This window comes from Pseudomonas sp. HLT2-19-2 (genome assembly GCF_054898005.1).
The window spans coordinates 4,178,744-4,201,713 of the sequence record NZ_CM142712.1; the positions used below are offsets into that span (position 1 = coordinate 4,178,744).

Consider the following 22,970-nt stretch of genomic DNA (forward strand, 5'->3'; position numbering starts at 1 on the left):
GTTACTTAGTCGGTACCTGGTCGGTTGGAACATGGCGCCCATCACTGAACTGCAACGCCGCCAACCGCGCATACAGCGCGTTGCTCGCAATCAATTCCTGATGTGTGCCCACCGCTACCAGTTTCCCCTGATCCATCACCGCGATCCGGTCAGCGTTTTTCACCGTAGCCAGCCGGTGGGCGATGACCAGCGTGGTGCGGTTTTTCATCAGGCTCGGCAGGGCTTGCTGGATCAGGTGTTCGCTCTGCGCGTCGAGGGCGCTGGTGGCTTCGTCCAGCAGCAGGATAGGCGCGTCAACCAGCAGCGCCCGGGCAATGGCAAGGCGTTGGCGCTGGCCACCGGACAAACCGAGGCCACCGTCGCCAAGATGGGTCTGGTAGCCGCTGGGCATTTGCTCGATGAAGTCGTGGGCGTACGCGATTGTCGCCGCTTCCTGAACCTGGGCCAGGGTCGCCGTTGGATTGCCATAGCGGATGTTCTCTTCGATGCTGCCAAAGAACAGTGCCGGCGTTTGCGAGACCAGGGCGAAGCAGCGGCGCAGGTCCAGCGGATCGAGTTGAGTCAGCGGCACGCCATCGAGCAGGATGCGTCCTTCGACCGGGTCGTAAAAGCGCAGCAGCAAGTCATACACCGTCGACTTGCCGGCACCGGAGGGTCCTACCAACGCGACGGTTTCGCCAGCATTGATGGTCAGATTCAACCCATCAACGGCATAGCTTTCGGGACGCGAGGGGTAGCAAAAGCGCACGTTTTGCAGCACCAAGTCACCCTTCACCCGCTCAGGCAAGGTCACCAGGCCCGTGGTCGGTGGCTGGATAATGTTCTCCGAGCGCAGCAACTCAGCGATCCGTTCGGCGGCGCCGGCGGCACGCTGCAGCTCGCCGATCACTTCGCTCAACGTGCCGAAGGCGCTGCCGACGATCAGGCTGTAAAACACAAACGCTGCCAGCTCGCCCGCGGAAATCCGGCCGGCGATGACATCCATTCCGCCGACCCAGAGCATCACCCCGACCGCGCCAAGCACCAGCACGATCACCAGAGTAATCAGCCAGGCCCGCTGGAAGATCCGCTTGCGAGCAGTGCTGAAGGCCTCTTCCACCGTTACGGCAAAGCGCTGCTCGTCCTGGACCTGATGGTTGTAGGCCTGCACAGTTTTGATCTGGCCGAGGGTTTCGGAGACATAGCTGCCGATATCGGCAATCCGGTCCTGACTCAGGCGCGACAGGCTACGCACCCGACGGCCGAAGATCAGGATCGGCGCGATCACCAACGGCAAGGCGACCACCACGATGCTGGTGAGCTTGGGATTGGTGATAAACAGCAAGACGATCCCGCCGATCACCATCAACAGATTGCGCAGGAACAGTGACAGCGAAGAGCCGATCACCGATTGCAGCAACGTGGTGTCGGCAGTCAGGCGCGACTGAATTTCGGAGCTGCGATTGTCTTCGTAAAATCCTGGGTGCAGGTAGATCAGATGGTTGAACACCTGACGGCGGATGTCCGCGACAACGCGCTCGCCGATCCATGAGACCAGGTAAAAACGCGCGAAGGTGCCAATCGCAAGGCCGACCACCAGCAACAAAAACAGGCCGATCGACTGGTTGAGCAAATGCGGTGACTGGGTCATGAAACCCTGATCCACCAGCAGGCGAATCCCCTGCCCCATGGACAAGGTGATGCCCGCCGTGACGATCAATGCGAGCAAGGCACCGAAGGCCGGCCAGCGATAAGGCGCGACGAAACGCAAGGCCAGGCGCATGGCGCGTCGTTGACGGGATGAAAGGACGGAGATCATTCGATGGCGCAACCAGTAGGGTTTGACGCGATCAAGCCTACACCGGTCTATGGGATTGAACGCTGTAAATCATAATGAGTCAGGTTAATTATGACCGCAAAGACTAGGCCCTAGACGGTATTGGTCTAAAGTCCGGGTGGCAACGCCGCGGTATTTCTGGTGGACTGATGTCGCCGTTCTGGAAGATCGCAGGGAGCTGTCACAGCCCGGTCACCTGGCGGTTCTACAGTAAGCACACAACCTGATGAGGAGACAGGCCATGTCCTTGCAAAACAGCAGTGATGACAAGATTGAAGTGATCCGCACACAGCCAGACCAGTCTCTGGGTTGCTCAATCATTGACGAAAAAGGGCGCGAAGTACCGATCACTGAAGGCATGATCCAGGACGCTTGCCGCGAACTGGAGCAGCGATTGGTCAAGCCTGCCAAACAAAAGTGATATAGCCACCGTCTTCTTGACCCGGCCCCTGATGGCCGGGTTTTTTATGGCTGGTTTTTGGGTGCTGCGCACCCTATCGCTGTCTCTAGACAGCCGAAGCACCAAGTGCCGACACGATCCGCTGCAATGCCAGCGAATCCCCCTCGATCCGCACCTTCAACCCATCAATCTCCCGCCGCAGCGGGTAATGCTTGCGCAGTGAATCGAACGCCGCTCGCTGCTCGTTCACATTGCCTACAAGGCTGCGACGGAAATCCGCATCGTCGCGGCGCGGGTCGTACACGCCACGGCACAACATGGCCAGCGCCCAGGTCGGATCGCTTTCAGCGTTCAAGGTCACTTGCGACAACCAGGGCGCCGGCAGCAAATCGCTCAACGCGACCTGGGCCGGTTGCCCGATAAATGTGCAATACGCCTCATAGATCTGCGCGGTGCCACGCTGTTTGCCATCGAGGCTGTAACCGGCGATGTGCGGGGTCGCCAGCACGCAGAGATCGGCCAACGCCACATCGACCTCAGGCTCGCCTTCCCAAACGTCCAGCACCGCTTGCAAATCTTCGCGTTGCAGCAGCACCTGGCGCAGGGCGGCGTTGTCCACCACCGGGCCGCGACTGGCGTTGATCAGCCAGGTACCGGATTTGAGCCGGTTCAACCGGTTTTTATCGAACAGATGCCAAGTCGCCTGAGCGCCGTGTTTCTTCAATGGCGTGTGCAGACTGATGACATCGCACTGCTCGATGATCTGTTCGAGGCTGACGTAATCGCCACCTTCAGCGGCTTGCCTTGGCGGATCGCAGACCAACACCTTCCAGCCCAAACCTTGTAGAACCTTGACCAAACGGCCGCCCACTTCACCGGCACCGACGACGCCGTAGGTGCGCTGCGTCAGGTCAGCGCCTTCGATTTCGGCCAGGGTCAGCAGACTGCCGAGCACGTAGTCGACCACGCCGCGGGCATTGCAGCCGGGTGCGCTGGACCAGGTGATGCCGGCCCGCTGAAAGTAATCCAGGTCCAGGTGATCAGTGCCGATGGTGCAGGTACCGACAAAGCGCACCTTGCTGCCTTCGAGCAACGCGCGGTTGACGTTAGTCACCGAACGCACCAGCAGCACATCGGCCTGTTCGACGGTGGCGCGGTCAATGGAACGTCCCGGCACCTGGCGGATTTCACCGAAACCTTCAAAGAAGGCATCGAGCAGCGGGATATTTTCGTCGGCAACAATCAGCATGGCAGGCTCCTTTGGCGGATCGGCAGTGTAGGCGGAGACGACCGTAGTGGGCCAGCAGGCATTGCTCACCTTGATATGGCGAACAACTCACCCTGTGGGAAAGCGAATACCGTGCACAGGTAATTACAAATCCGCAACACAGCTCTTTTCCTGACCACTGCGTCAGGGCGTAGAATGCGCCGCCTAGCGCATCAATATCTTTGGACGTTTCGCCCTTGAATTCCGTGACTGACAGCCTCGCCGCTACTTCCCTCACCCGCCCGGCCCGGGTTCGCCTGGAGCTGAAAAACCTGCTCGGCCTGGCCCTGCCGATCATGATCGCGCAACTGGCGACCACCGCCATGGGCTTCGTCGATGCGGTGATGGCGGGCCGGGTCGGGCCACGGGATCTGGCGGCAGTGGCGCTGGGCAACTCGATCTGGGTGCCGGTGTTTCTGTTGATGACCGGCACTCTGTTGGCCACCACGCCCAAAGTCGCCCAGCGTTTCGGCGCCGGCAACCACAGCGAGATCGGCCCGATTGTGCGTCAGGCGCTGTGGCTGGCATTGGTGGTGGGGTTGATGGCGACCGGCATGCTCATCGCCGCCGAACCCATCCTGCACATCATGAAGGTCGACCCCGAGCTGATCGGCCCGTGCATGCAATACCTCCACGGCATTGCCGCCGGTTTACCAGCGGTCGCGTTCTACCATGTGTTGCGCTGCTTCAGTGATGGCATGGGCCGCACTCGCCCGGCGATGATCCTCGGTTTGTGCGCCTTGGCGTTGAACATCCCGCTGAACTACGTCTTCATTTATGGCCACTTGGGCGTGACCGCCATGGGCGGTGCCGGTTGTGGCTGGGCGACGGGGATTGTGATGTGGTTCATGGCCCTCGGCATGATGGCCTATACACGCTGGGCGCCGTCCTACCAGAAAAGCGAGCTGTTCAGCCGCTTCGACTGGCCACAATGGTCGGTGATCAAACGCCTGCTGGGCATCGGCCTGCCGATCGGCATTGCGGTGTTCGCCGAATCGAGTATCTTCGCGGTGATTGCCCTCCTTATCGGCAGCCTCGGCGCGACTGTCGTGGCGGGCCACCAGATTGCGCTGAACGTCAGCTCCCTGGTGTTCATGATCCCTTACTCGCTGGGAATGGCCGTCACCGTGCGCGTCGGCCAGGCACTGGGCCGTGGTGAACCTCGTGAAGCACGCTTCGCCGCCGGCGTCGGCATGGGCACGGCGCTGGCTTACGCATGCATTTCCGCGAGCATGATGCTGTTGCTGCGTGAACACATCGCAACGATCTACACGGCTGATCCGACGGTGATTCATGTCGCGGCGATGCTGATTGTGTATTCGGCGCTGTTCCAGTTTTCCGATGCGATCCAGGTCACTGCAGCCGGTGCGTTGCGCGGCTATCAGGACACTCGGGTGACGATGATCCTGACGCTGTTCGCTTACTGGGGGATTGGTTTGCCGGTGGGTTACGCGCTGGGCCTGACCGAATGGCTTGGCCCGCCGAGCGGCCCGAGCGGGCTGTGGCAGGGTTTGATCGTCGGCTTGAGTTGCGCGGCGCTGATGCTGTCGATCCGCCTGACGCGCAGCGCGCGCAAGCGGATTCGTATCAGTCATTCGGCAGGTTAAGCGAGTTTCTTGCGAATCCAGTAGAGGTAGGTGCCTGCCTCTTCGTGCTGCGCGACCAGTTCGTGGTCGAGAAACACGCAAAACTTGGGAATGTCGCGACGGGTCGACGGGTCGGTGGCGATCACCTTCAGCAAACCGCCGGGCACCAGGTCACGGATGTGCTGGTGCAGCATCATCACCGGTTCCGGGCAGTTGAGGCCGGTGGCGTCGAGGGTGCCGTCTACCGGCGTATCAATCATTTCACTCATGATTCACTCCTGAAACTGGCCGGCATTGTCGCGCATTGCCGGGCTTAGCGTCATCTGTGGCGTACACCGCTCCCACATGGGGTTCGTGTGATTCAGCGGGACTTGGGTTTCTTCACATCCAGCCGGCGCAAGTGGCACGTCACTTCTTCACGGTCGTGGTACAGCTGTTTGCAGCCGATCTCGACCCGAATGCCGCGCTCCTTGAACCCGTCGGCAATGCGCTCCAGCAATCGCTTCACTTCGGCGTAACGCTGTTTCATTGGCAGCTTGAGGTTGACCACCGCTTCGCGGCAATGCCCCTCGCCAATCCATTCTTCCAGCATCGCGGCGTTGCGCGCCGGTTTCTCGACGATGTCACAGACCATCCAGTCCACCGGTTGCTTGGGCTTGAACGTGAAACCGTCGGCCATCAAGTGTTGCACAAGACCAGTGTCCATCAGGCTTTCGGCCATCGGACCGTTGTCGATCGCAGTCACCAGCATGCCGCGATTGACCAGTTGCCAGGTCCAACCACCGGGCGCGGCGCCAAGGTCGACGCCAGTCATATCACTGTGCAGACGCTCATCCCACTGATCGCGCGGGATGAAGTGGTGCCACGCCTCTTCCAGCTTCAGGGTCGAACGGCTTGGCGCGTCGCGCGGAAACTTCAGACGCGGAATGCCCATCGGCCACATCGCCGAGTTATTCGACTCGGCCAGCCCCATGAACACTTCGCGGCCACTTTTGAAAGTCAGCAGCAGGCGTGGTTTGTGGGCATCTTCAACCAGTTTGCCAGCCGCCATCAGCGCCTTGCGCAGGTGGCCTTCGAACTTCTTGCAGAAGTTCGACAGTTCCTTGCCATCGTTGGTGTCGACCATTTCCAGCCATAGGCTTCCGCACAGCGGGAAGTCTGCCATGTGGGCGAGGATTACGCTGATGCGGTCGGTTTCCGGCAGATCAATGAAGATCCCGCGAGCCCATTGGCGCGGGAAGATCAGATCGGCGAAACGTTGCCCACGCATCAGGCGCTCGGCGCCGTCTTCTTCGGTGCAGATGAATTCAGCGCAGGCGCTGGCAGTCTTGGCCTTGGCATAACCGGCCACGTTCAGCCGCGCGGCATGTTCGGAAATCTCGGAACAGACTTCGCTTTCGAAGCCCGGCCGGCAATGCATAAAGAGGGTGTTCATTCTTACTCCTGGGCAGATGGCGAGAAATTCAACCACTGCGCGATGCCCAGACTTGCGTTGAAGCAAAGCCTGTCACGAAAACCGGCGCATGATAGCCGAGTTCGGAACCTTGGACTTGGCCATAGAGTCCAGTTATTAGCCTTAAGCACCAAACAGGACTAGGTTTAAACCTCAGTTCGTTCCCTCAGTCCGTAGCCGTGCGGACCCAAAGGAGTCATTTCAATGCCGTCCCTCGATAGCCTGAAAACCCTTAAAACCTTACAAATCGACGACAAGACCTATCACTATTTCAGCTTGCCGGATGCCGCCAAAAGCCTGGGCGATCTCGACAAGCTGCCCATGTCGTTGAAAGTGCTGCTGGAAAACCTGCTGCGCTGGGAAGATGAAAAAACCGTCACCGGCGCCGACCTTCGGGCGATTGCCGCCTGGCTCAAGGAACGTCGCTCCGACCGCGAAATTCAGTACCGTCCCGCGCGGGTATTGATGCAGGACTTTACCGGCGTGCCCGCCGTGGTCGACCTCGCCGCCATGCGCGCCGCGATGGCCAAGGCCGGCGGCGACCCGCAACGAATCAATCCGCTCTCCCCCGTGGATCTGGTGATCGACCACTCGGTGATGGTCGACAAGTTCGGCAGTTCCAGCGCCTTCGAACAGAACGTCGACATCGAAATGCAGCGCAACGGTGAACGTTATGCGTTCCTGCGCTGGGGCCAAAGCGCCTTCGACAACTTCAGCGTGGTGCCGCCGGGCACCGGGATCTGCCACCAGGTGAACCTGGAATACCTGGGGCGCACGGTCTGGACCAAGGACGAGGACGGCCGCACGTATGCCTTCCCGGACACCCTGGTCGGCACCGACTCCCACACCACCATGATCAACGGCCTCGGCGTGCTCGGCTGGGGTGTCGGCGGGATCGAAGCGGAAGCGGCGATGCTGGGCCAACCGGTGTCGATGCTGATCCCGGAAGTGATCGGCTTCAAACTCACCGGCAAGCTCAAGGAAGGCATCACCGCCACTGACCTGGTGCTGACCGTCACCCAGATGCTGCGCAAGAAAGGCGTGGTCGGCAAGTTCGTCGAGTTCTACGGCGACGGCCTCGCCGACCTGCCGCTGGCCGACCGTGCAACCATCGCCAACATGGCCCCGGAATACGGCGCCACCTGCGGCTTCTTCCCGGTGGACGACATCACCCTGGACTATCTGCGTTTATCCGGTCGCCCCAGCGAAACCGTGAAACTGGTCGAGGCCTACAGCAAAGCCCAGGGCCTGTGGCGCCTGCCGGGCCAGGAACCGATGTTCACCGACAGTCTGGCGCTGGACATGGGTAGCGTCGAGGCCAGCCTTGCCGGGCCGAAACGCCCCCAGGACCGGGTATCGCTGCCGAATGTCGCGCAAGCGTTCAGTGACTTCATCGAACTGCAATTCAAACCCACCAGCAAGGAAGTCGGTCGTCTCGAAAGTGAAGGCGGCGGTGGCGTAGCGGTGGGCAATGCCGATATGGCTGGTGAAGCAGACTACGAATATGACGGTGAGACCTACCGATTGAAAAACGGCGCGGTGGTGATCGCTGCGATCACCTCCTGTACCAACACCTCCAATCCGAGCGTAATGATGGCCGCCGGCCTGGTGGCGAAGAAAGCCGTGGAGAAAGGCCTCAAGCGCAAACCGTGGGTCAAGAGTTCGTTGGCCCCCGGCTCAAAAGTGGTCACCGACTACTACAAGGCTGCCGGCCTGACCCAGTACCTTGATGAACTGGGTTTTGCCCTGGTCGGCTACGGCTGCACCACGTGTATCGGCAACTCCGGCCCCTTGCCGGAGCCCATCGAAAAAGCCATTCAGGCCGCCGACCTGACCGTCGCCTCGGTGCTGTCGGGCAACCGCAACTTCGAAGGTCGCGTGCATCCTCTGGTGAAAACCAACTGGCTGGCCTCCCCACCGCTGGTCGTTGCTTACGCGCTGGCCGGCACGGTGCGCACCGACATCAGTAGCGAACCTTTGGGTACCGACAAAGCGGGCAATCTGGTTTATCTGCGGGACATCTGGCCGAGCACCCAAGAGATCGCCGACGCGGTGAATCAGGTCAACACCGCGATGTTCCACAAGGAGTACGCCGAAGTGTTTGCCGGCGACCAGCAGTGGCAGGCGATTGAAGTGCCGCAAGCGGCGACCTATATCTGGCAGGACGATTCGACTTACATCCAGCACCCGCCATTTTTCGATGACATCGGCGGCCCGCCGCCGGTGGTCAAAGACGTCGCCGGCGCCAAGGTCCTCGCGTTGCTCGGCGACTCGGTGACCACCGACCACATCTCCCCGGCCGGCAACATCAAGGCGGACAGCCCGGCGGGCCATTACCTGCGCGAGAAAGGCGTGGAACCGCGAGACTTCAACTCCTACGGCTCCCGTCGCGGCAACCACGAAGTGATGATGCGCGGTACCTTTGCCAACATCCGCATCCGTAACGAGATGCTCGGCGGCGAAGAAGGCGGGAATACGATCTACATGCCCACCGGGGAGAAAATCCCGATCTACGACGCGGCCATGCGTTATCAAGCCTCGGGCACGCCGCTGGTGGTGATTGCAGGGCAAGAATACGGCACCGGTTCGAGCCGCGACTGGGCGGCCAAGGGCACCAATCTGCTGGGGGTCAAAGCGGTCATTGCCGAAAGTTTCGAACGGATTCACCGTTCCAATCTGGTGGGCATGGGCGTGCTGCCCTTGCAGTTCAAACTGGATCAAAACCGCAAGAGCCTGAACCTGACCGGCAAGGAGACGCTGGATATTCTTGGTTTGACAGGCATCGAGCTGACACCGCGGATGAACCTGACGCTGGTGATCACCCGTGAAGACGGCAGCCGCGAGAAAATCGAGGTGCTGTGCCGGATCGATACTCTTAACGAGGTGGAGTACTTCAAATCAGGAGGGATTTTGCATTACGTGTTGCGGCAGTTGATTGCGTCGTAACAGCCTGCTGACACAGACACCGCCTTCGGGCGGTGTTTTTGTTTGTGTGCTGTTTATAATTGCCGCCCTCGCAACATCCACTGATCTAAGGCCGACTCGGCTGGTGGGCCGGGATCTCTGTCGTGCTGGGTTGGCGGCCGCCATCGCCACCCATTTCGGCTTGAACCTGCTGCACTTCGGCCTGTTCACCTATCCGATGCTTGCCGGCTGACGCAATGGCCGTTTTGCGACGCGCCGCTGATTACTGAAAAATAATTTCAACTAATTCCTGACAGCGCCGACAACCATTCAAAGCCTTGCGGATTGAAATTGCCATGCGTAACAACCAACCCACCACACAACGCGAACGGACCTTCCCGGCTCAGCAACGGTTGATTTCCACCACCGATGCCAAGGGCGTGATCACCTACTGCAACGATGCGTTCGTCGAGATCAGCGGGTTTTCTCGTGAAGAGCTGATCCGAGCACCGCATAACCTGGTCCGTCACCCTGACGTTCCGGCCGCGGTGTTCGCGCACATGTGGGGCACACTGAAACAAGGCTTGCCATGGATGGGCATCGTCAAAAATCGCTGCAAGACCGGTGATCACTATTGGGTCAACGCCTATGTCACACCGGTTTTCGAAGGCAATCAGGTGATCGGTTACGAATCGGTGCGGGTCAAACCCACCGCCGAGCAGATCCGCCGTGCCGAAGCACTCTATCAACGCATCAACCAGGGCAAGTCGGCGATTCCTTCAACAGACAAATGGCTGCCGGTGCTGCAGGACTGGCTGCCGTTCATTCTGGTCAGCCAGTTGAGCTTCATGATCGGTGCGTCGCTCAACTCCCAATGGGGTTTTGCGTTGGCCGCCGGTCTCTCCGTGCCATTGGGCTTGCTGGGTTTGAGCTGGCAGCAGCGCGGCCTCAAGCGGCTGCTGCAACTGGCCGGGCAGACGACCTCCGACCCGTTGATCGCGCAGATGTACACCGACAGCCGTGGCGCTCAAGCACGTCTGGAGATGTCGATCCTCAGCCAGGAAGCGCGTCTGAAAACTTGCCTGACCCGTCTGCAGGACACCGCAGAGCACCTGACCGAACAAGCGAAACAGTCCGACACCCTGGCGCACAACAGCTCCACCGGCCTGGAACGTCAGCGCGTCGAAACCGAGCAAGTGGCCACCGCCGTCAATCAGATGGCCGCCACCACTCAAGAAGTTGCCAGCCACGTGCAGCGCACTGCCGACGCCACCCAGGAAGCCAATCGCCTGACCGGTCGCGGCCGCGACATCGCCGGGGAAACTCGCGAAGCCATTCAGCGTCTGTCGGTGGTGGTCGGTGAAACCGGTATGACCGTGACTCAACTGGCCAAGGACAGCGACGAAATCGGTGGTGTGGTCGATGTGATCAAAGGCATCGCCGACCAGACCAACCTGCTGGCCTTGAACGCCGCCATCGAAGCGGCCCGTGCCGGCGAGATGGGGCGAGGATTTGCGGTGGTTGCCGACGAAGTCCGTCAACTGGCGCAACGCACCAGCGAATCCACCGGGCAGATCCACGCGCTGATCGCCAAGCTCCAGCAAACCGCCAGCACTGCAGTTCAAACCATGGAAGCCGGGCATCGCCAGGCAGAAGAAGGTGTGGCGCGGGTACTGGAAGCGGACCAGGCGCTGGTGGGCATCAGCGAAGCGGTGGCCAACATCACCGACATGACCACCCAGATCGCCGCGGCTACCGAAGAGCAAAGCGCTGTTGCCGAAGAAATCAGCCGCAACATCAGCAACATCTCGCAACTGGCGGATAAGACGTCGGAACAGGCTCAACACTCGGCGTTGTTGAGTGAAGAGCTGACCAAGACGGCGAATACTCAGTATTCGTTGGTGGAGCGGTTTAACCGCTGATCGTTCTGATCGTTCCCACGCGTGGGAACGATCGCTTAACCAAGGAAATCAGCTACCTTATGCGCCGCAGCGTCCAAATGCTGCTCATGGGTAAACCCGGAAGCCTTCAACGGCTTCAAATCATGATCCCCCGCCACCAGCCAGAACACCTCGATACTCGGTGCCAACGTATAAGCCTCGACGGTTTCTCGATTCCCCAGCGCATCACGCTCACCCTGCACAACCAACGTCGGCGTCTTGAGCGCGGCCAGATGCTCGACCCGAGGTTTCTCCGGTTTGCCCACCGCATAAAACGGATAACCCAGACACACCAACCCATCCGCCCCCAACTCATCGGCCAGTAAACTCGCCATCCGCCCGCCCATGGACTTGCCGCCAATGGCCAGACGTCCAGCGACATGGCGTCGCACCACGGCATACACCTCACGCCAGCAATCGAGCAGTTTCGGCGCCGGATTCGGTGGGCGTTTGCCGCCATCAATGCGCCGTTGCGCCATGTACGGAAACTCGAAACGCAGCACGTTGACCCCAGATGCAGCAAGGCGCGCAGCCATGTCGTTCATCCAGCCGCTGTCCATCGGTGCACCGGCACCGTGAGCCAGAATCAGCGTCGTCGATGACGGCGCCGAGGCGGCGTTCCACAGCCAGCCATGTTCCGCCACACACTGCGCCCATTGATCCCCGTCAATACTGGCCTTGTGCTCTTTGTCCATGCTTGCCTCGCTTTTAGTCTGCCTATAACTCCAGGCGAAGGGAGCGTCTGCCTAGCGCAAACGCCTTCACTTCGGCTGAACCGTGGATGGGGAACCATGAACACTTCTATCAGTACCGCCTACAACTACAAGGTGGTCCGCCAATTCGCCATTATGACGGTGGTGTGGGGCATCGTCGGCATGGGGCTCGGGGTTTTTCTCGCGGCTCAATTGGTCTGGCCTGAACTCAACTTTGATTTACCGTGGACCAGTTTCGGCCGCTTGCGCCCGCTGCACACCAACGCGGTGATCTTCGCTTTCGGCGGCTGCGCCCTGTTCGCCAGTTCGTTTTACTCGGTGCAACGCACCTGCCAAACGCAACTGTTCGCGCCGAAAATCGCCGCGTTCTGCTTCTGGGGTTGGCAAGTGGTGATCCTGCTGGCGGCCATCAGCTTGCCGCTGGGTTACACCAGCTCCAAGGAATACGCCGAGCTGGAATGGCCGATCGACATTTTGATCACCATCGTCTGGGTCGCCTACGCCGTGGTGTTCTTCGGCACGCTGGCGAAGCGCAAGACCAAGCACATCTACGTCGGCAACTGGTTCTTCGGTGCATTCATCATCACCGTGGCGATTCTGCACATCGTCAACAACCTTGAGCTGCCGGTGAGTTTCACCAAGTCCTACTCGGTGTACGCGGGTGCGACCGATGCCATGGTTCAGTGGTGGTACGGACACAACGCCGTAGGCTTTTTCCTCACCGCCGGTTTCCTCGGGATGATGTACTACTTCGTGCCGAAACAGGCCGAGCGTCCGGTGTATTCCTACCGCTTGTCGATCGTGCACTTCTGGGCCCTTATCACCTTGTACATCTGGGCCGGCCCGCACCACTTGCACTACACCGCGCTGCCGGACTGGGCGCAGTCGCTGGGCATGGTGATGTCGCTGATCCTGCTCGCGCCAAGCTGGGGCGGGATGATCAACGGCATGATGACGCTCTCGGGCGCCTGGCATAAGTTGCGCAGCGACCCGATCCTGCGCTTCCTCGTGGTCTCGCTCGCGTTCTACGGCATGTCGACCTTCGAAGGCCCGATGATGGCCATCAAAACGGTCAACGCCCTCTCCCACTACACCGACTGGACCATCGGCCACGTTCACGCCGGCGCCCTCGGTTGGGTAGCGATGATCTCCATCGGCGCGCTGTACCACATGATTCCGAAAATCTTTGGCCGCACGCAGATGCACAGCATCGGCCTGATCAACGCGCACTTCTGGCTCGCCACCATCGGCACCGTGCTGTACATCGCTTCGATGTGGGTCAACGGCATCGCCCAGGGCCTCATGTGGCGCGCAGTCAATGAAGACGGCACGCTGACCTACTCCTTCGTCGAAACCCTGGTGGCCAGCCACCCAGGCTTCGTCGTGCGACTGGTAGGCGGTGCGATCTTCTTCAGCGGCATGCTGCTGATGGCCTACAACACCTGGCGCACCGTGCGGGCCTCGCAGCCTGCCGAAGTCGCCGCTGCCGCGCAGATCGCCTGAGGAGGCCGCCATGAAACACGAAACAATCGAGAAAAACGTCGGCCTGCTGATGTTGTTGATGGTGCTGGCCGTGAGCATTGGCGGTCTGACCCAGATCGTCCCACTGTTCTTCCAGGACGTGACCAATAAGCCGGTGGAAGGCATGAAGCCCTACACCGCGCTGCAACTGGAAGGTCGCGACATCTACATCCGCGAAGGCTGCGTCGGCTGCCATTCGCAGATGATCCGCCCGTTTCGCGCCGAGACCGAACGCTACGGCCACTACTCGGTGGCCGGTGAAAGCGTCTGGGATCACCCGTTCCTGTGGGGCTCGAAACGTACCGGACCGGACCTGGCCCGGGTCGGCGGTCGCTACTCTGAAGACTGGCATCGCGCGCATTTGTACAACCCGCGCAACGTGGTGCCGGAATCGAAAATGCCTGGCTATCCGTGGCTCGTGGACAACCAACTCGACAGCAGCCACACCGAAAGCAAGATCAAGGCGATGCGCACCCTCGGCGTGCCGTACACCGACGACGACATTGCAGGCTCAGTCGCCTCGCTCAAGGGCAAGACCGAAATGGACGCACTGGTCGCTTACCTGCAAGTGCTTGGCACATCCATCAAGAGCAAGAGGTGAGCCATGGCCATGCCCTTTGAAATAGTGAGCGAAATGAGCAGTGGAATGATCCGCGGCCTGGGCACGGTCGTGGTGTTCCTGGCCTTTGTCGGCCTGACGCTGTGGGTGTTCAACGGCAAGCGCAATTCCGAATTCGCCGAAGCGCGTCTGTTGCCTTTCGCCGATGAGCCACAAGCCGAAAACGACAACACTCTAGAACCTGCAACAACAAGGAGTACCCGGCCATGACCACCTTCTGGAGTACGTGGATCTGCGTACTGACCATCGGCAGCCTGATCGGCCTGACCTGGCTGTTGATTGGCACCCGCAAGGGCGAAACAAAGGGCAGCGTCGACCAGACCATGGGCCACAGCTTCGACGGCATCGAGGAGTACGACAACCCGCTGCCGCAGTGGTGGTTCATGCTGTTCGCCGGCACGCTGGTGTTTGCCGTGGGCTATCTGGTGCTTTACCCAGGGCTGGGCAACTGGAAAGGCGTTCTGCCGGGTTACGAGGACGGTTGGACCGGCGTCCACGAGTGGGAAAAGGAAATGGCCAAGTCGGATGCGAAGTTCGGACCGATCTTCGCCAAATTCGCGGCGATGCCCTTGGAAGAAGTGGCCGCGGACCCGCTAGCGTTGAAAATGGGCGGTCGCCTGTTTGCGTCCAATTGCGCGGTCTGCCACGGCTCGGATGCCAAGGGTGCCTTCGGCTTTCCGAACCTGGCGGACACCAGCTGGCGCTGGGGCGGCAACGCCGACACCATCAAAACCACGATCATGGGCGGTCGCATGGCCGCGATGCCGGCTTGGGGTGAAATTCTTGGTGATGCCGGCGTGAAGAACGTCGCGGCGTATGTGCGCCATGACTTGGCCGGCCTGCCGTTGCCTGCCGACAACGGTGCCGACCTGCATGCTGGACAGCAAGCGTACAGCACGATGTGCGTAGCCTGTCATGGGGCCAACGGCCAGGGCACTGAAGCCATGGGTGCGCCGAATCTGATGCAACCGGCCGGTTTTATCTATGGAACAGGCCTGACGCAGCTTGAACAAACGATTCGTCATGGCCGCCAGGGCCATATGCCGGCGCAGAACGAACTGCTCGGCAACGACAAAGTGCAACTGCTGGCCGCCTACGTTTACAGTTTGTCTCAGGGTCTGAACACCGAGCGTTTGCAGGCTACAGGCAAACACGAATAAATCTCGACCGCTGTGCTGCCGCATTCTTCCGGATGCGGCAGTTCCCCGCCCCTTTGCGACCCATTGTCGCACCCTCCGTTAGTCCTCCTTTCGATTCCCCGGATTTGGGGCTAAGCTTGCTCCGATGCGGACTGGCGTGAGCCGGTTCCAGGTCGACCCAACCTGATGTGTTCGACGAATCTGCTCGATGACAAGCCGCAAAGGCTGGTAGATACCGGCTGTCCTGCCAATTGCCATCTGTCACCCGATCGTTATGTTTGAACATACCCCGTTACATCCGACCTGACCCCCTCACCATTTTCGTCTGCCGCGACATTTGCCCTTGGGCAATTTTGTCCTTACGCGGCGCATGGAAAGGCCGCAGAATCAGCTTTTGAAAGCATTGACCCAGGTCATGGCGCGTTGCAATGACCCCCCGCTTTCTCCATACTTGCGGCCGATTTTTACTCCTAATAAAACACCCAAACCGTGGAACCTTAGAATGAGCACAGCAATCAGTCCGACTGCTTATAACTATAAGGTAGTCCGCCAGTTCGCCATCATGACGGTGGTCTGGGGGATCCTTGGCATGGGGCTCGGTGTCTTCATCGCCTCGCAACTGGTCTGGCCGGAGTTGAACTTCGGTCTGGAATGGACGAGCTTTGGACGCCTGCGCCCGTTGCACACCAACCTGGTGATTTTCGCCTTCGGTGGTTGTGCACTGTTTGCCACTTCTTATTACGTCGTGCAGCGAACCTGCCAAACGCGACTGATTTCCGACAGACTCGCGGCCTTCACCTTTTGGGGTTGGCAAGCGGTGATCGTCGGTGCAGGCATTTCCTTGCCGCTGGGCTACACCACTTCCAAGGAATACGCTGAACTGGAATGGCCTATCGCCATTTTGCTGGCCATTGTCTGGATCACCTACGCCGTGGTGTTCTTCGGCACCATCACCAAGCGCAACACCAAACATATCTATGTGGGTAACTGGTTCTACGGTGCCTTCATCGTTGTGACGGCGATGCTGCACATCGTCAACCACGCTTCCCTGCCGGTCAGCTTGTTCAAGTCCTATTCGGCCTACGCCGGTGCGACTGACGCGATGATCCAGTGGTGGTACGGCCACAACGCGGTCGGTTTCTTCCTGACCACCGGCTTCCTGGGGATGATGTACTACTTCGTTCCGAAGCAGGCCGAGCGCCCGATCTACTCCTATCGTCTGTCGATCGTGCACTTCTGGGCGCTGATCACCCTGTACATCTGGGCCGGTCCGCACCACCTGCACTACACCGCTCTGCCAGACTGGGCTCAGTCGCTGGGCATGGCGATGTCGATCATCCTGCTGGCGCCAAGCTGGGGCGGCATGATCAACGGCATGATGACCCTGTCGGGCGCCTGGCATAAGCTGCGCACCGACCCGATCCTGCGCTTCCTCGTTGTATCGCTGGCCTTCTACGGCATGTCGACCTTCGAAGGCCCGATGATGGCCATCAAGACCGTCAACTCGCTGTCTCACTACACTGACTGGACCATCGGCCACGTACACGCCGGTGCGTTGGGCTGGGTGGCGATGATCTCGATCGGCGCGATCTACCACATGATCCCGAAACTGTTCGGTCGTACGCAGATGCACAGCATCGGTCTGATCAACGCGCACTTCTGGCTCGCGACCATCGGTACCGTTCTGTACATCGCTTCGATGTGGGTCAACGGCATCACCCAGGGTCTGATGTGGCGTGCAATCAACGACGACGGCACCCTCACCTACTCGTTCGTCGAAGCGCTGCAAGCCAGCCATCCTGGTTTCATCGTTCGCGCCCTGGGCGGTGCGTTCTTTGCCAGCGGCATGCTGTTCATGGCCTACAACGTATGGCGTACCGTACGTGCCTCGACCCCGGCTGAAGCCGAAGCCGCCGCTCAGATTGCTGTAGTTGGAGCTCACTGATGAAGCATGAAGCAGTCGAGAAGAACATTGGCCTGCTGGCCTTCTTCATGGTTATCGCCGTCAGCATCGGCGGCCTGACCCAGATCGTTCCGCTGTTTTTCCAAGATGTCACCAACAAGCCGGTCGAAGGCATGAAGCCTCGCACCGCCCTTGAACTGGAAGGCCGCGACATCTACATCGCCAACGGTTGTGTCGGCTGCCACTCGCAGATGATCCGCCCGTTCCGTGCTGAAACCGAACGTTACGGCCACTACTCGGTTGCCGGTGAAAGCGTCTGGGACCACCCGTTCCTGTGGGGTTCCAAGCGTACCGGTCCGGACCTGGCCCGTGTCGGCGGTCGTTACTCCGATGACTGGCAGCGTGCGCATTTGTACAACCCGCGCAACGTGGTGCCTGAGTCAAAAATGCCGGCCTACCCGTTCCTCGTGGAAAACAAGCTCGACGGCAAAGAAACCGCCAAGAAAATGGAAGTCTTGCGCACGCTCGGCGTCCCTTACACCGACGAAGACATCGCCGGTGCCCAGGATGCTGTGAAGGGCAAAACCGAAATGGACGCGCTGGTGGCCTATCTGCAAGGCCTGGGCACCATCATCAAAAGCAAACGGTGATTTAGATGGATATCGGGATGATTCGTGGCCTGGGCACCGTTGTTGTGATGGTGGCCTTCATCGGTCTGGCGTTGTGGGTGTTCAGCCCCAAGCGCAAGTCGGAGTTTGAAGACGCGACCTTGCTGCCTTTCGCGGATGATCCCGAAGCCATCAAGCACGTCGAGCAAGCTTCTAGGAGTAACAAAGAATGACTACGTTCTGGAGTCTGTACGTCACAGTCCTCAGTCTCGGCACGATCTTCGCCCTGACCTGGCTGCTGCTGTCCACCCGCAAGGGCCAGCGCAGCGAAGCCACCGAAGAAACGGTTGGCCACTCCTTCGACGGGATCGAGGAGTACGACAACCCACTGCCGAAATGGTGGTTCATGCTGTTCGTGGGCACCATCATCTTCGCCCTCGGCTACCTGGTTCTGTACCCGGGCCTGGGTAACTGGAAAGGCCTGCTGCCGGGTTACAACTACCTCGATAACGACAAGCAGACCGCGTTCGCCAACGGCCAGAGCGGCTGGACCGGGGTGCACGAGTGGGAAAAGGAAATGGCCAAGTCGGACGCCAAGTTCGGCCCGATCTTCGCCAAATTCGCTTCCATGCCCATAGAAGAAGTGGCCAAGGACCCGCAAGCCCTGAAAATGGGTGGCCGTCTGTTCGCCTCCAACTGCTCGGTTTGCCACGGTTCCGATGCCAAGGGCGCTTATGGCTTTCCTAACCTGACCGACGCCGACTGGCGCTGGGGTGGCGAGGCAGAAACCATCAAGACCACCATCATGGGTGGCCGTCACGCGGTCATGCCGGCGTGGGCCGAAGTGATCGGCGAGCAAGGCGTCAGCGATGTTGCCGCATTCGTACTGACCAACCTTGATGGCCGCAAGCTGCCGGAAGGCACCAAGGCGGATCCGGTTGCCGGGCAGAAACTGTTCGCTGCCAACTGCGTGGCGTGCCACGGTCCGGCAGGCAAAGGTACACCAGCAATGGGCTCACCTGACCTGACTCACCCGGGCGCGTTCATCTACGGTTCGAGCTTCGCTCAACTGCAGCAGACCATCCGTTACGGCCGTCAGGGCCAGATGCCTGCGCAAGAACAGCTGCAAGGCAACGACAAGGTTCACCTGCTGGCCGCTTACGTCTACAGCCTGTCTCACGGTGAGAAAGCGCCAGTGGCGGACGCCCAGTAAGGCAAACGCTTGATGCAACAAAAAAACGGCCCCGCCAATGTGAATTGGCGGGGCCGTTTTCATTTCAGCCTTAAACCTGCTTACTTCAAGGCAGGAATGAGACTCACGACTTCACGACTAGGCCAGTTGCTTTTGTGTACTGCGCTGATTTTCAGAGACTTTCGATCTTCGGTAAAACTGCCAATCAGATAGGTTTGCTGAGAAGCAGATCCGCTCATGAATACCGGCACTTCGCCAAACAACTCCCATTTTTTGGAAAACCTATGGATCCCTACCCCCCAGTGATCATGCCCGCCAAACACAGCGGTCACTTTGTATTGCTCGATCATCTGTTTAAATCGGGAAATTTGCGCATCACTGCCTGCCCAGTCATAAACCTTGTGCATATTGAGAATAATAATTTTTCCCTGCGCTCTCGCATTCTTCAGGTCACGCTCAAGCCAGTCCAGCGCATCAGTAATTTCAAAGGACGTTCGAGCAACCGGATTACCGGAAGTAAAATTTACGGCATAAGTCGGCTCGTTATTCAACTGAACCAAATGTACATCACCGAACGCCTTTGAATAGGCGAGGCTGCCGTAATAAATCGTCCCAAGACCCGCGCTTCTTGCCGCCAGATCCATGGACACCCCCTTCCCCCAATAACGCGCCTTGAGGTCATTGATACTCCCGGCCGCACAACTATTCAAAAAACAATCGTCTACATTATTGGCATAATCATGATTACCTAAACCGTAATCATAGAGCCCCTCCAGTTTATTCTCGAACACCGATCTGATATATGAGCGCTCGCCCCCATGACCAAATGCGGTGACATCTCCGTTAATCATCACTGGTATCCGCGACGCGCCGCCATTGAGCTTCCTGAAGCTCGCAATGTCGGAGTACTGAAGTTCTATCAGTTCTCGTGATCGTACGTCTTTATTCGGGTCCGTATTGTTCTCATCGGTGAGGTCGCTCCACGGGTACTGCGGATCTGAAGCAAATATCATATGCCGAGGCGAATCTACAGCGTATGCCCCATACATGACCGACAACATGGCAAGACAGCTCAACACTTTATAAATATTAATTAACATAGAATTCCATTTCCATAACAGCGTAATTTTCAGTCGAGTTACAACTCCAACGCAAAACTAACGTAAAGCGACGTCTAAAACAAACTTACGCAACCCTCCGCGCGGCAAAACTTATTACAAGACTCATCCACTGCATATTTAACAAATTGAAACCGATGCTTGATAGCCTTTGACTCCTGACAGGTGATAGTTTTACTTCCAGCTTGATGACGGGGTAAAAAGACTACCTCTTAAACACCCTCATCAAAGCTAACCCAACAGTTATTCAACACACAAGGAAGTCATTATGTCCGAGCAAAACACTAGCACCCACCCTGACAACATTGAACATCCAACGAACAATGAAGACGCACCGCTGACAGAAGTGGTCAACGAGACAAGCATTTCGAAAACTCGTGCAAAGTTCGCGGATATCGAAAGCAGCGCAGATAGAAAACGCGGTACCGGCGGACTGGACAGCTTGGGAGGCGGCCGGCTTATTTGAGGCTGGGCTAACCGCCGCCGTTATGGAGTGCAGCGCAGCGCGCTGCACTCCTGTATCGCGCGTCGGTTGCCAAGGAGGAATATGATTCGTCTATAGTCAATTGACCTGCATCACGTTTTGTTACATTCGCTACACCATTCGAGATTTTTCCCCAACGCGACCAAAGGTCGCACCCTTGGGCTAGAGCTACAGGCGTATCATTGCGCTACTGCAACACCTCTTTTTGACCGTGGTCGGCATGTACTGACCGGGGCAATTTTCCACTGCCGTGGGATGCAATGATGAGCAACCAGATTCCGGTACACGACGTCACACCTGCCAAGAACAACAGTGTCGACCTCTACGCCTCTCGAGAAAAGATCTACACCCGCGCCTTCACCGGCCTGTTCCGCAACCTGCGGATGATGGGCGGTGCCGGGCTGTTTCTGTTGTATTTCGGTACGGTCTGGCTGAGCTGGGGTGGCCATCAGGCCGTCTGGTGGAACCTGCCGGAGCGCAAATTCTTCATCTTTGGCGCAACCTTCTGGCCACAGGACTTCATCCTGCTCTCGGGGATCCTGATCGTCAGCGCCTTCGGCCTGTTCTTTATCACCGTGTACGCCGGGCGAGTCTGGTGCGGCTATACCTGCCCCCAGAGTGTCTGGACCTGGATTTTCATGTGGTGCGAGAAGGTCACCGAAGGCGACCGCAACCAGCGCATCAAGCTCGACAAAGCGCCCATGAGCGCCAACAAATTCCTGCGCAAACTCAGCAAACACTCGATGTGGTTATTGATCGGCTTTGTGACTGGCATGACCTTTGTGGGTTACTTCTCGCCCATTCGCGAGCTGACCATCGACTTCTTCACCGGCGAGGCCGATGGCTGGTCGTATTTCTGGGTCGGTTTCTTCACCCTCGCCACCTACGGCAATGCCGGCTGGTTGCGCGAGCAGGTGTGCATTTACATGTGCCCGTACGCGCGCTTCCAGAGCGTGATGTTCGACAAAGACACCCTGATCGTTTCCTACGACCCGCGTCGTGGTGAAGGCCGCGGCCCGCGCAAGAAAGGCGCCGATTACAAGGCCATGGGCTTGGGCGACTGCATCGACTGCACCATGTGCGTCCAGGTCTGCCCGACCGGTATCGACATCCGCGACGGCCTGCAAGTCGAATGCATCGGCTGTGCGGCCTGCATCGATGCCTGCGACAGCATCATGGACAAGATGGATTACCCGCGCGGCCTGATCAGTTACACCACCGAGCACAACCTGTCCGGGCAAAAAACCAATAAACTGCGCCCGCGCCTGATCGGCTATGCCACGGTGCTGCTGGCGATGATCGCTTTGCTGATGACCGCGTTCTTCATGCGTTCGCTGGTCGGTTTCGACGTCAGCAAGGACCGCGTGCTGTACCGCGAGAACGCCGAAGGCCGAATCGAAAACGTCTACAGCCTGAAGATCATGAACAAGGATCAGCGCGACCACACCTACGTGCTCGAAGCCACTGGCCTGCCGGACCTCAAGCTGCAAGGCAGGCGCGAGATCAAGGTCGCCGCAGGGGAGATTTTCAGCCAACCGGTCGAACTGTCCATGGCCCCGGAAAAACTGCCATCGAGCACCAACGAGGTGAAATTCATCCTCAAGGATGCCGATGACGACAACGTCCACATTGAAGCCCAGAGCCGGTTCATCGGCCCACAAGTTCGTTGAGAGAAGTGATCATGCCCGCACCAACTGCCGCAAGTCCCTGGTACAAGCACCTTTGGCCGTGGATCATCATCGCCATTCTGGCGTGTTCCGTGACCCTGACCTTGTCCATGGTGACGATCGCGGTGAACAACCCGGACAACCTGGTCAATGACAACTATTACGAGGCCGGCAAAGGCATCAACCGCTCCCTCGACCGTGAACTGCTGGCGCAGACCCTGCTGCTGCGCGCCAGCGTTCATCTGGACGATGTGACCGGCGAAGTCGATCTGCGCCTGAACGGCAACAGCCAGCCCAAAACCCTGGAGCTGAACCTGATCTCGCCGACCCAGCCCGAGAAGGATCGCAAGATCACCCTGGCGCGCAGCGAAACCGAACAGGGCCGCTACATTGGCCAACTGAACGACAAGGTCGATGGTCGCCGCTTTGTAGAACTGCTGGGCATACAGGACGACAATACCTGGCGCATGTTCGAAGAAGAACAGGTCAGCCATGACAAGGATTTGCTGCTGGGTGATGAGCCGCTGCAGGGTGCGGAACACTTGTAGGAGCTGTCGAGTAAAACGAGGCTGCGATCTTTAGATCTTGCTCTTTCAAAACAACATCAAAAGATCGCAACCTCGTTTCACTCGTCAGCTCC

General features: G+C 58.9%; 21 protein-coding genes and 1 pseudogene. 16 read left to right on the forward strand and 6 right to left on the reverse strand.

The genetic code is table 11. The features are described 5' to 3' along the window. Position 1: 1 nt before the first annotated feature. Positions 2–1,798, reverse strand: coding sequence for an ABC transporter transmembrane domain-containing protein (locus ACYZTU_RS19445; protein WP_461964777.1), 1,797 nt, complete (start codon positions 1,796–1,798; stop codon positions 2–4). A gap of 259 nt (positions 1,799–2,057) precedes the next feature. On the opposite strand from ACYZTU_RS19445, the gene ACYZTU_RS19450 reads away from it, so the two are divergent. Beyond that, positions 2,058–2,237, forward strand: coding sequence for a PA1571 family protein (locus tag ACYZTU_RS19450; protein ID WP_461964779.1), 180 nt, complete (start codon positions 2,058–2,060; stop codon positions 2,235–2,237). Positions 2,238–2,322: 85 nt separating this feature from the next. Here the strand turns inward: ACYZTU_RS19450 and pdxB are convergent, their stop codons facing one another. Then, positions 2,323–3,465, reverse strand: a complete 1,143-nt coding sequence (gene pdxB / locus ACYZTU_RS19455) for a 4-phosphoerythronate dehydrogenase PdxB (protein WP_461964781.1) — start codon at positions 3,463–3,465, stop codon at positions 2,323–2,325. A gap of 215 nt (positions 3,466–3,680) precedes the next feature. Here pdxB and ACYZTU_RS19460 point away from each other — a divergent pair, with 215 nt between their 5' ends. Then, positions 3,681–5,090, forward strand: a complete 1,410-nt coding sequence (locus ACYZTU_RS19460; RefSeq protein ID WP_461964783.1) for an MATE family efflux transporter — start codon at positions 3,681–3,683, stop codon at positions 5,088–5,090. On the opposite strand, the gene tusA is transcribed toward ACYZTU_RS19460, so the two are convergent. Then, positions 5,087–5,338 carry a sulfurtransferase TusA gene (gene tusA, locus ACYZTU_RS19465; RefSeq protein ID WP_007907805.1) on the reverse strand — a complete coding sequence of 84 codons (252 nt, stop codon included), beginning with the start codon at positions 5,336–5,338 and terminating at the stop codon, positions 5,087–5,089. The genes ACYZTU_RS19460 and tusA overlap by 4 nt on opposite strands. Before the next feature lie 92 nt (positions 5,339–5,430). Next, positions 5,431–6,504: a 23S rRNA (cytidine(2498)-2'-O)-methyltransferase RlmM gene (rlmM, locus tag ACYZTU_RS19470; protein ID WP_415759883.1), complete on the reverse strand. Its 1,074-nt coding sequence runs from the start codon at positions 6,502–6,504 to the stop codon at positions 5,431–5,433. A gap of 222 nt (positions 6,505–6,726) precedes the next feature. Here rlmM and acnA point away from each other — a divergent pair, with 222 nt between their 5' ends. The 3 genes and pseudogenes from acnA (at position 6,727) to ACYZTU_RS19485 (ending at position 11,348) form a co-directional block, all read left to right on the forward strand. Beyond that, positions 6,727–9,468, forward strand: a complete 2,742-nt coding sequence (gene acnA, locus ACYZTU_RS19475) for an aconitate hydratase AcnA (protein WP_461964785.1) — start codon at positions 6,727–6,729, stop codon at positions 9,466–9,468. A gap of 127 nt (positions 9,469–9,595) precedes the next feature. Continuing rightward, positions 9,596–9,679: pseudogene (locus ACYZTU_RS19480) on the forward strand (CPBP family intramembrane glutamate endopeptidase); the annotation flags it as partial. Between the two features lie 103 nt (positions 9,680–9,782). Continuing rightward, complete coding sequence (locus tag ACYZTU_RS19485; RefSeq protein WP_461964787.1) at positions 9,783–11,348, forward strand: methyl-accepting chemotaxis protein; 1,566 nt, start codon at positions 9,783–9,785, stop codon at positions 11,346–11,348. Between the two features lie 35 nt (positions 11,349–11,383). Here ACYZTU_RS19485 and ACYZTU_RS19490 read toward each other — a convergent pair whose 3' ends face one another. Continuing rightward, the gene (locus ACYZTU_RS19490) at positions 11,384–12,061 is read right to left on the reverse strand and encodes an alpha/beta family hydrolase (protein WP_461964789.1); all 678 of its coding nucleotides are present in this window, start codon (positions 12,059–12,061) and stop codon (positions 11,384–11,386) included. A gap of 96 nt (positions 12,062–12,157) precedes the next feature. Here ACYZTU_RS19490 and ccoN (ACYZTU_RS19495) point away from each other — a divergent pair, with 96 nt between their 5' ends. The 8 genes from ccoN (ACYZTU_RS19495) to ccoP (ACYZTU_RS19530) all read left to right on the forward strand — a co-directional run bounded on the left by ccoN (ACYZTU_RS19495) (position 12,158) and on the right by ccoP (ACYZTU_RS19530) (position 19,082). Beyond that, the gene (gene ccoN / locus ACYZTU_RS19495; protein WP_461964791.1) at positions 12,158–13,582 is read left to right on the forward strand and encodes a cytochrome-c oxidase, cbb3-type subunit I; all 1,425 of its coding nucleotides are present in this window, start codon (positions 12,158–12,160) and stop codon (positions 13,580–13,582) included. 10 nt (positions 13,583–13,592) lie between these two features. Beyond that, on the forward strand, positions 13,593–14,201 hold the full coding sequence (gene ccoO / locus ACYZTU_RS19500) for a cytochrome-c oxidase, cbb3-type subunit II (protein WP_283183761.1): 609 nt from the start codon (positions 13,593–13,595) through the stop codon (positions 14,199–14,201). Between the two features lie 21 nt (positions 14,202–14,222). Beyond that, positions 14,223–14,429, forward strand: coding sequence for a cbb3-type cytochrome oxidase subunit 3 (locus ACYZTU_RS19505; RefSeq protein WP_461971104.1), 207 nt, complete (start codon positions 14,223–14,225; stop codon positions 14,427–14,429). Next, entirely contained in the window at positions 14,426–15,379 is a 954-nt protein-coding gene (gene ccoP / locus ACYZTU_RS19510) for a cytochrome-c oxidase, cbb3-type subunit III (RefSeq protein WP_461964793.1), read from the forward strand. Before ACYZTU_RS19505 ends, ccoP (ACYZTU_RS19510) begins: the two co-directional genes overlap by 4 nt. A 481-nt stretch (positions 15,380–15,860) precedes the next feature. Continuing rightward, the gene (gene ccoN, locus ACYZTU_RS19515; protein WP_461964795.1) at positions 15,861–17,303 is read left to right on the forward strand and encodes a cytochrome-c oxidase, cbb3-type subunit I; all 1,443 of its coding nucleotides are present in this window, start codon (positions 15,861–15,863) and stop codon (positions 17,301–17,303) included. Continuing rightward, a complete protein-coding gene (ccoO, locus tag ACYZTU_RS19520) occupies positions 17,303–17,911 on the forward strand; it encodes a cytochrome-c oxidase, cbb3-type subunit II (protein WP_461951065.1) in 609 nt (202 codons plus the stop codon). The genes ccoN (ACYZTU_RS19515) and ccoO (ACYZTU_RS19520) overlap by 1 nt, the downstream gene beginning before the upstream one ends. 5 nt (positions 17,912–17,916) lie before the next feature. Next, positions 17,917–18,102 carry a CcoQ/FixQ family Cbb3-type cytochrome c oxidase assembly chaperone gene (locus ACYZTU_RS19525; protein ID WP_003175465.1) on the forward strand — a complete coding sequence of 62 codons (186 nt, stop codon included), beginning with the start codon at positions 17,917–17,919 and terminating at the stop codon, positions 18,100–18,102. Continuing rightward, positions 18,099–19,082: a cytochrome-c oxidase, cbb3-type subunit III gene (gene ccoP, locus ACYZTU_RS19530; RefSeq protein WP_461964797.1), complete on the forward strand. Its 984-nt coding sequence runs from the start codon at positions 18,099–18,101 to the stop codon at positions 19,080–19,082. The genes ACYZTU_RS19525 and ccoP (ACYZTU_RS19530) overlap by 4 nt, the downstream gene beginning before the upstream one ends. A gap of 80 nt (positions 19,083–19,162) precedes the next feature. Here the strand turns inward: ccoP (ACYZTU_RS19530) and ACYZTU_RS19535 are convergent, their stop codons facing one another. Then, positions 19,163–20,161 (reverse strand): metallophosphoesterase family protein, encoded by a 999-nt coding sequence (locus ACYZTU_RS19535; RefSeq protein WP_461964799.1) that lies wholly within the window; start codon positions 20,159–20,161, stop codon positions 19,163–19,165. 286 nt (positions 20,162–20,447) lie between these two features. Here ACYZTU_RS19535 and ACYZTU_RS19540 point away from each other — a divergent pair, with 286 nt between their 5' ends. From ACYZTU_RS19540 to ACYZTU_RS19550, 3 genes are all read left to right on the forward strand, one after another. Further along, positions 20,448–20,645: a hypothetical protein gene (locus ACYZTU_RS19540; RefSeq protein ID WP_461964801.1), complete on the forward strand. Its 198-nt coding sequence runs from the start codon at positions 20,448–20,450 to the stop codon at positions 20,643–20,645. 281 nt (positions 20,646–20,926) lie between these two features. Next, positions 20,927–22,333, forward strand: coding sequence for a cytochrome c oxidase accessory protein CcoG (gene ccoG, locus ACYZTU_RS19545; protein WP_461964803.1), 1,407 nt, complete (start codon positions 20,927–20,929; stop codon positions 22,331–22,333). Between the two features lie 11 nt (positions 22,334–22,344). After that, positions 22,345–22,878, forward strand: a complete 534-nt coding sequence (locus ACYZTU_RS19550; RefSeq protein ID WP_461964805.1) for a FixH family protein — start codon at positions 22,345–22,347, stop codon at positions 22,876–22,878. The last annotated feature ends 92 nt before the right edge of the window (positions 22,879–22,970 follow it).

Excerpts from the sequence above, each read along its gene's own strand:
- ACYZTU_RS19445 (WP_461964777.1), bottom strand. The coding sequence starts at position 1,798 with ATGATCTCCGTCCTTTCATCCCGTCAACGACGCGCCATGCGCCTGGCC.
- ACYZTU_RS19450 (WP_461964779.1), top strand. The coding sequence starts at position 2,058 with ATGTCCTTGCAAAACAGCAGTGATGACAAGATTGAAGTGATCCGCACA.
- pdxB (WP_461964781.1), bottom strand. The coding sequence starts at position 3,465 with ATGCTGATTGTTGCCGACGAAAATATCCCGCTGCTCGATGCCTTCTTT.
- tusA (WP_007907805.1), bottom strand. The coding sequence starts at position 5,338 with ATGAGTGAAATGATTGATACGCCGGTAGACGGCACCCTCGACGCCACC.
- rlmM (WP_415759883.1), bottom strand. The coding sequence starts at position 6,504 with ATGAACACCCTCTTTATGCATTGCCGGCCGGGCTTCGAAAGCGAAGTC.
- acnA (WP_461964785.1), top strand. The coding sequence starts at position 6,727 with ATGCCGTCCCTCGATAGCCTGAAAACCCTTAAAACCTTACAAATCGAC.
- ACYZTU_RS19485 (WP_461964787.1), top strand. The coding sequence starts at position 9,783 with ATGCGTAACAACCAACCCACCACACAACGCGAACGGACCTTCCCGGCT.
- ACYZTU_RS19490 (WP_461964789.1), bottom strand. The coding sequence starts at position 12,061 with ATGGACAAAGAGCACAAGGCCAGTATTGACGGGGATCAATGGGCGCAG.
- ccoN (WP_461964791.1), top strand. The coding sequence starts at position 12,158 with ATGAACACTTCTATCAGTACCGCCTACAACTACAAGGTGGTCCGCCAA.
- ccoO (WP_283183761.1), top strand. The coding sequence starts at position 13,593 with ATGAAACACGAAACAATCGAGAAAAACGTCGGCCTGCTGATGTTGTTG.
- ccoP (WP_461964793.1), top strand. The coding sequence starts at position 14,426 with ATGACCACCTTCTGGAGTACGTGGATCTGCGTACTGACCATCGGCAGC.
- ccoN (WP_461964795.1), top strand. The coding sequence starts at position 15,861 with ATGAGCACAGCAATCAGTCCGACTGCTTATAACTATAAGGTAGTCCGC.
- ccoO (WP_461951065.1), top strand. The coding sequence starts at position 17,303 with ATGAAGCATGAAGCAGTCGAGAAGAACATTGGCCTGCTGGCCTTCTTC.
- ACYZTU_RS19525 (WP_003175465.1), top strand. The coding sequence starts at position 17,917 with ATGGATATCGGGATGATTCGTGGCCTGGGCACCGTTGTTGTGATGGTG.
- ccoP (WP_461964797.1), top strand. The coding sequence starts at position 18,099 with ATGACTACGTTCTGGAGTCTGTACGTCACAGTCCTCAGTCTCGGCACG.
- ACYZTU_RS19535 (WP_461964799.1), bottom strand. The coding sequence starts at position 20,161 with ATGTTAATTAATATTTATAAAGTGTTGAGCTGTCTTGCCATGTTGTCG.
- ACYZTU_RS19540 (WP_461964801.1), top strand. The coding sequence starts at position 20,448 with ATGTCCGAGCAAAACACTAGCACCCACCCTGACAACATTGAACATCCA.
- ccoG (WP_461964803.1), top strand. The coding sequence starts at position 20,927 with ATGAGCAACCAGATTCCGGTACACGACGTCACACCTGCCAAGAACAAC.
- ACYZTU_RS19550 (WP_461964805.1), top strand. The coding sequence starts at position 22,345 with ATGCCCGCACCAACTGCCGCAAGTCCCTGGTACAAGCACCTTTGGCCG.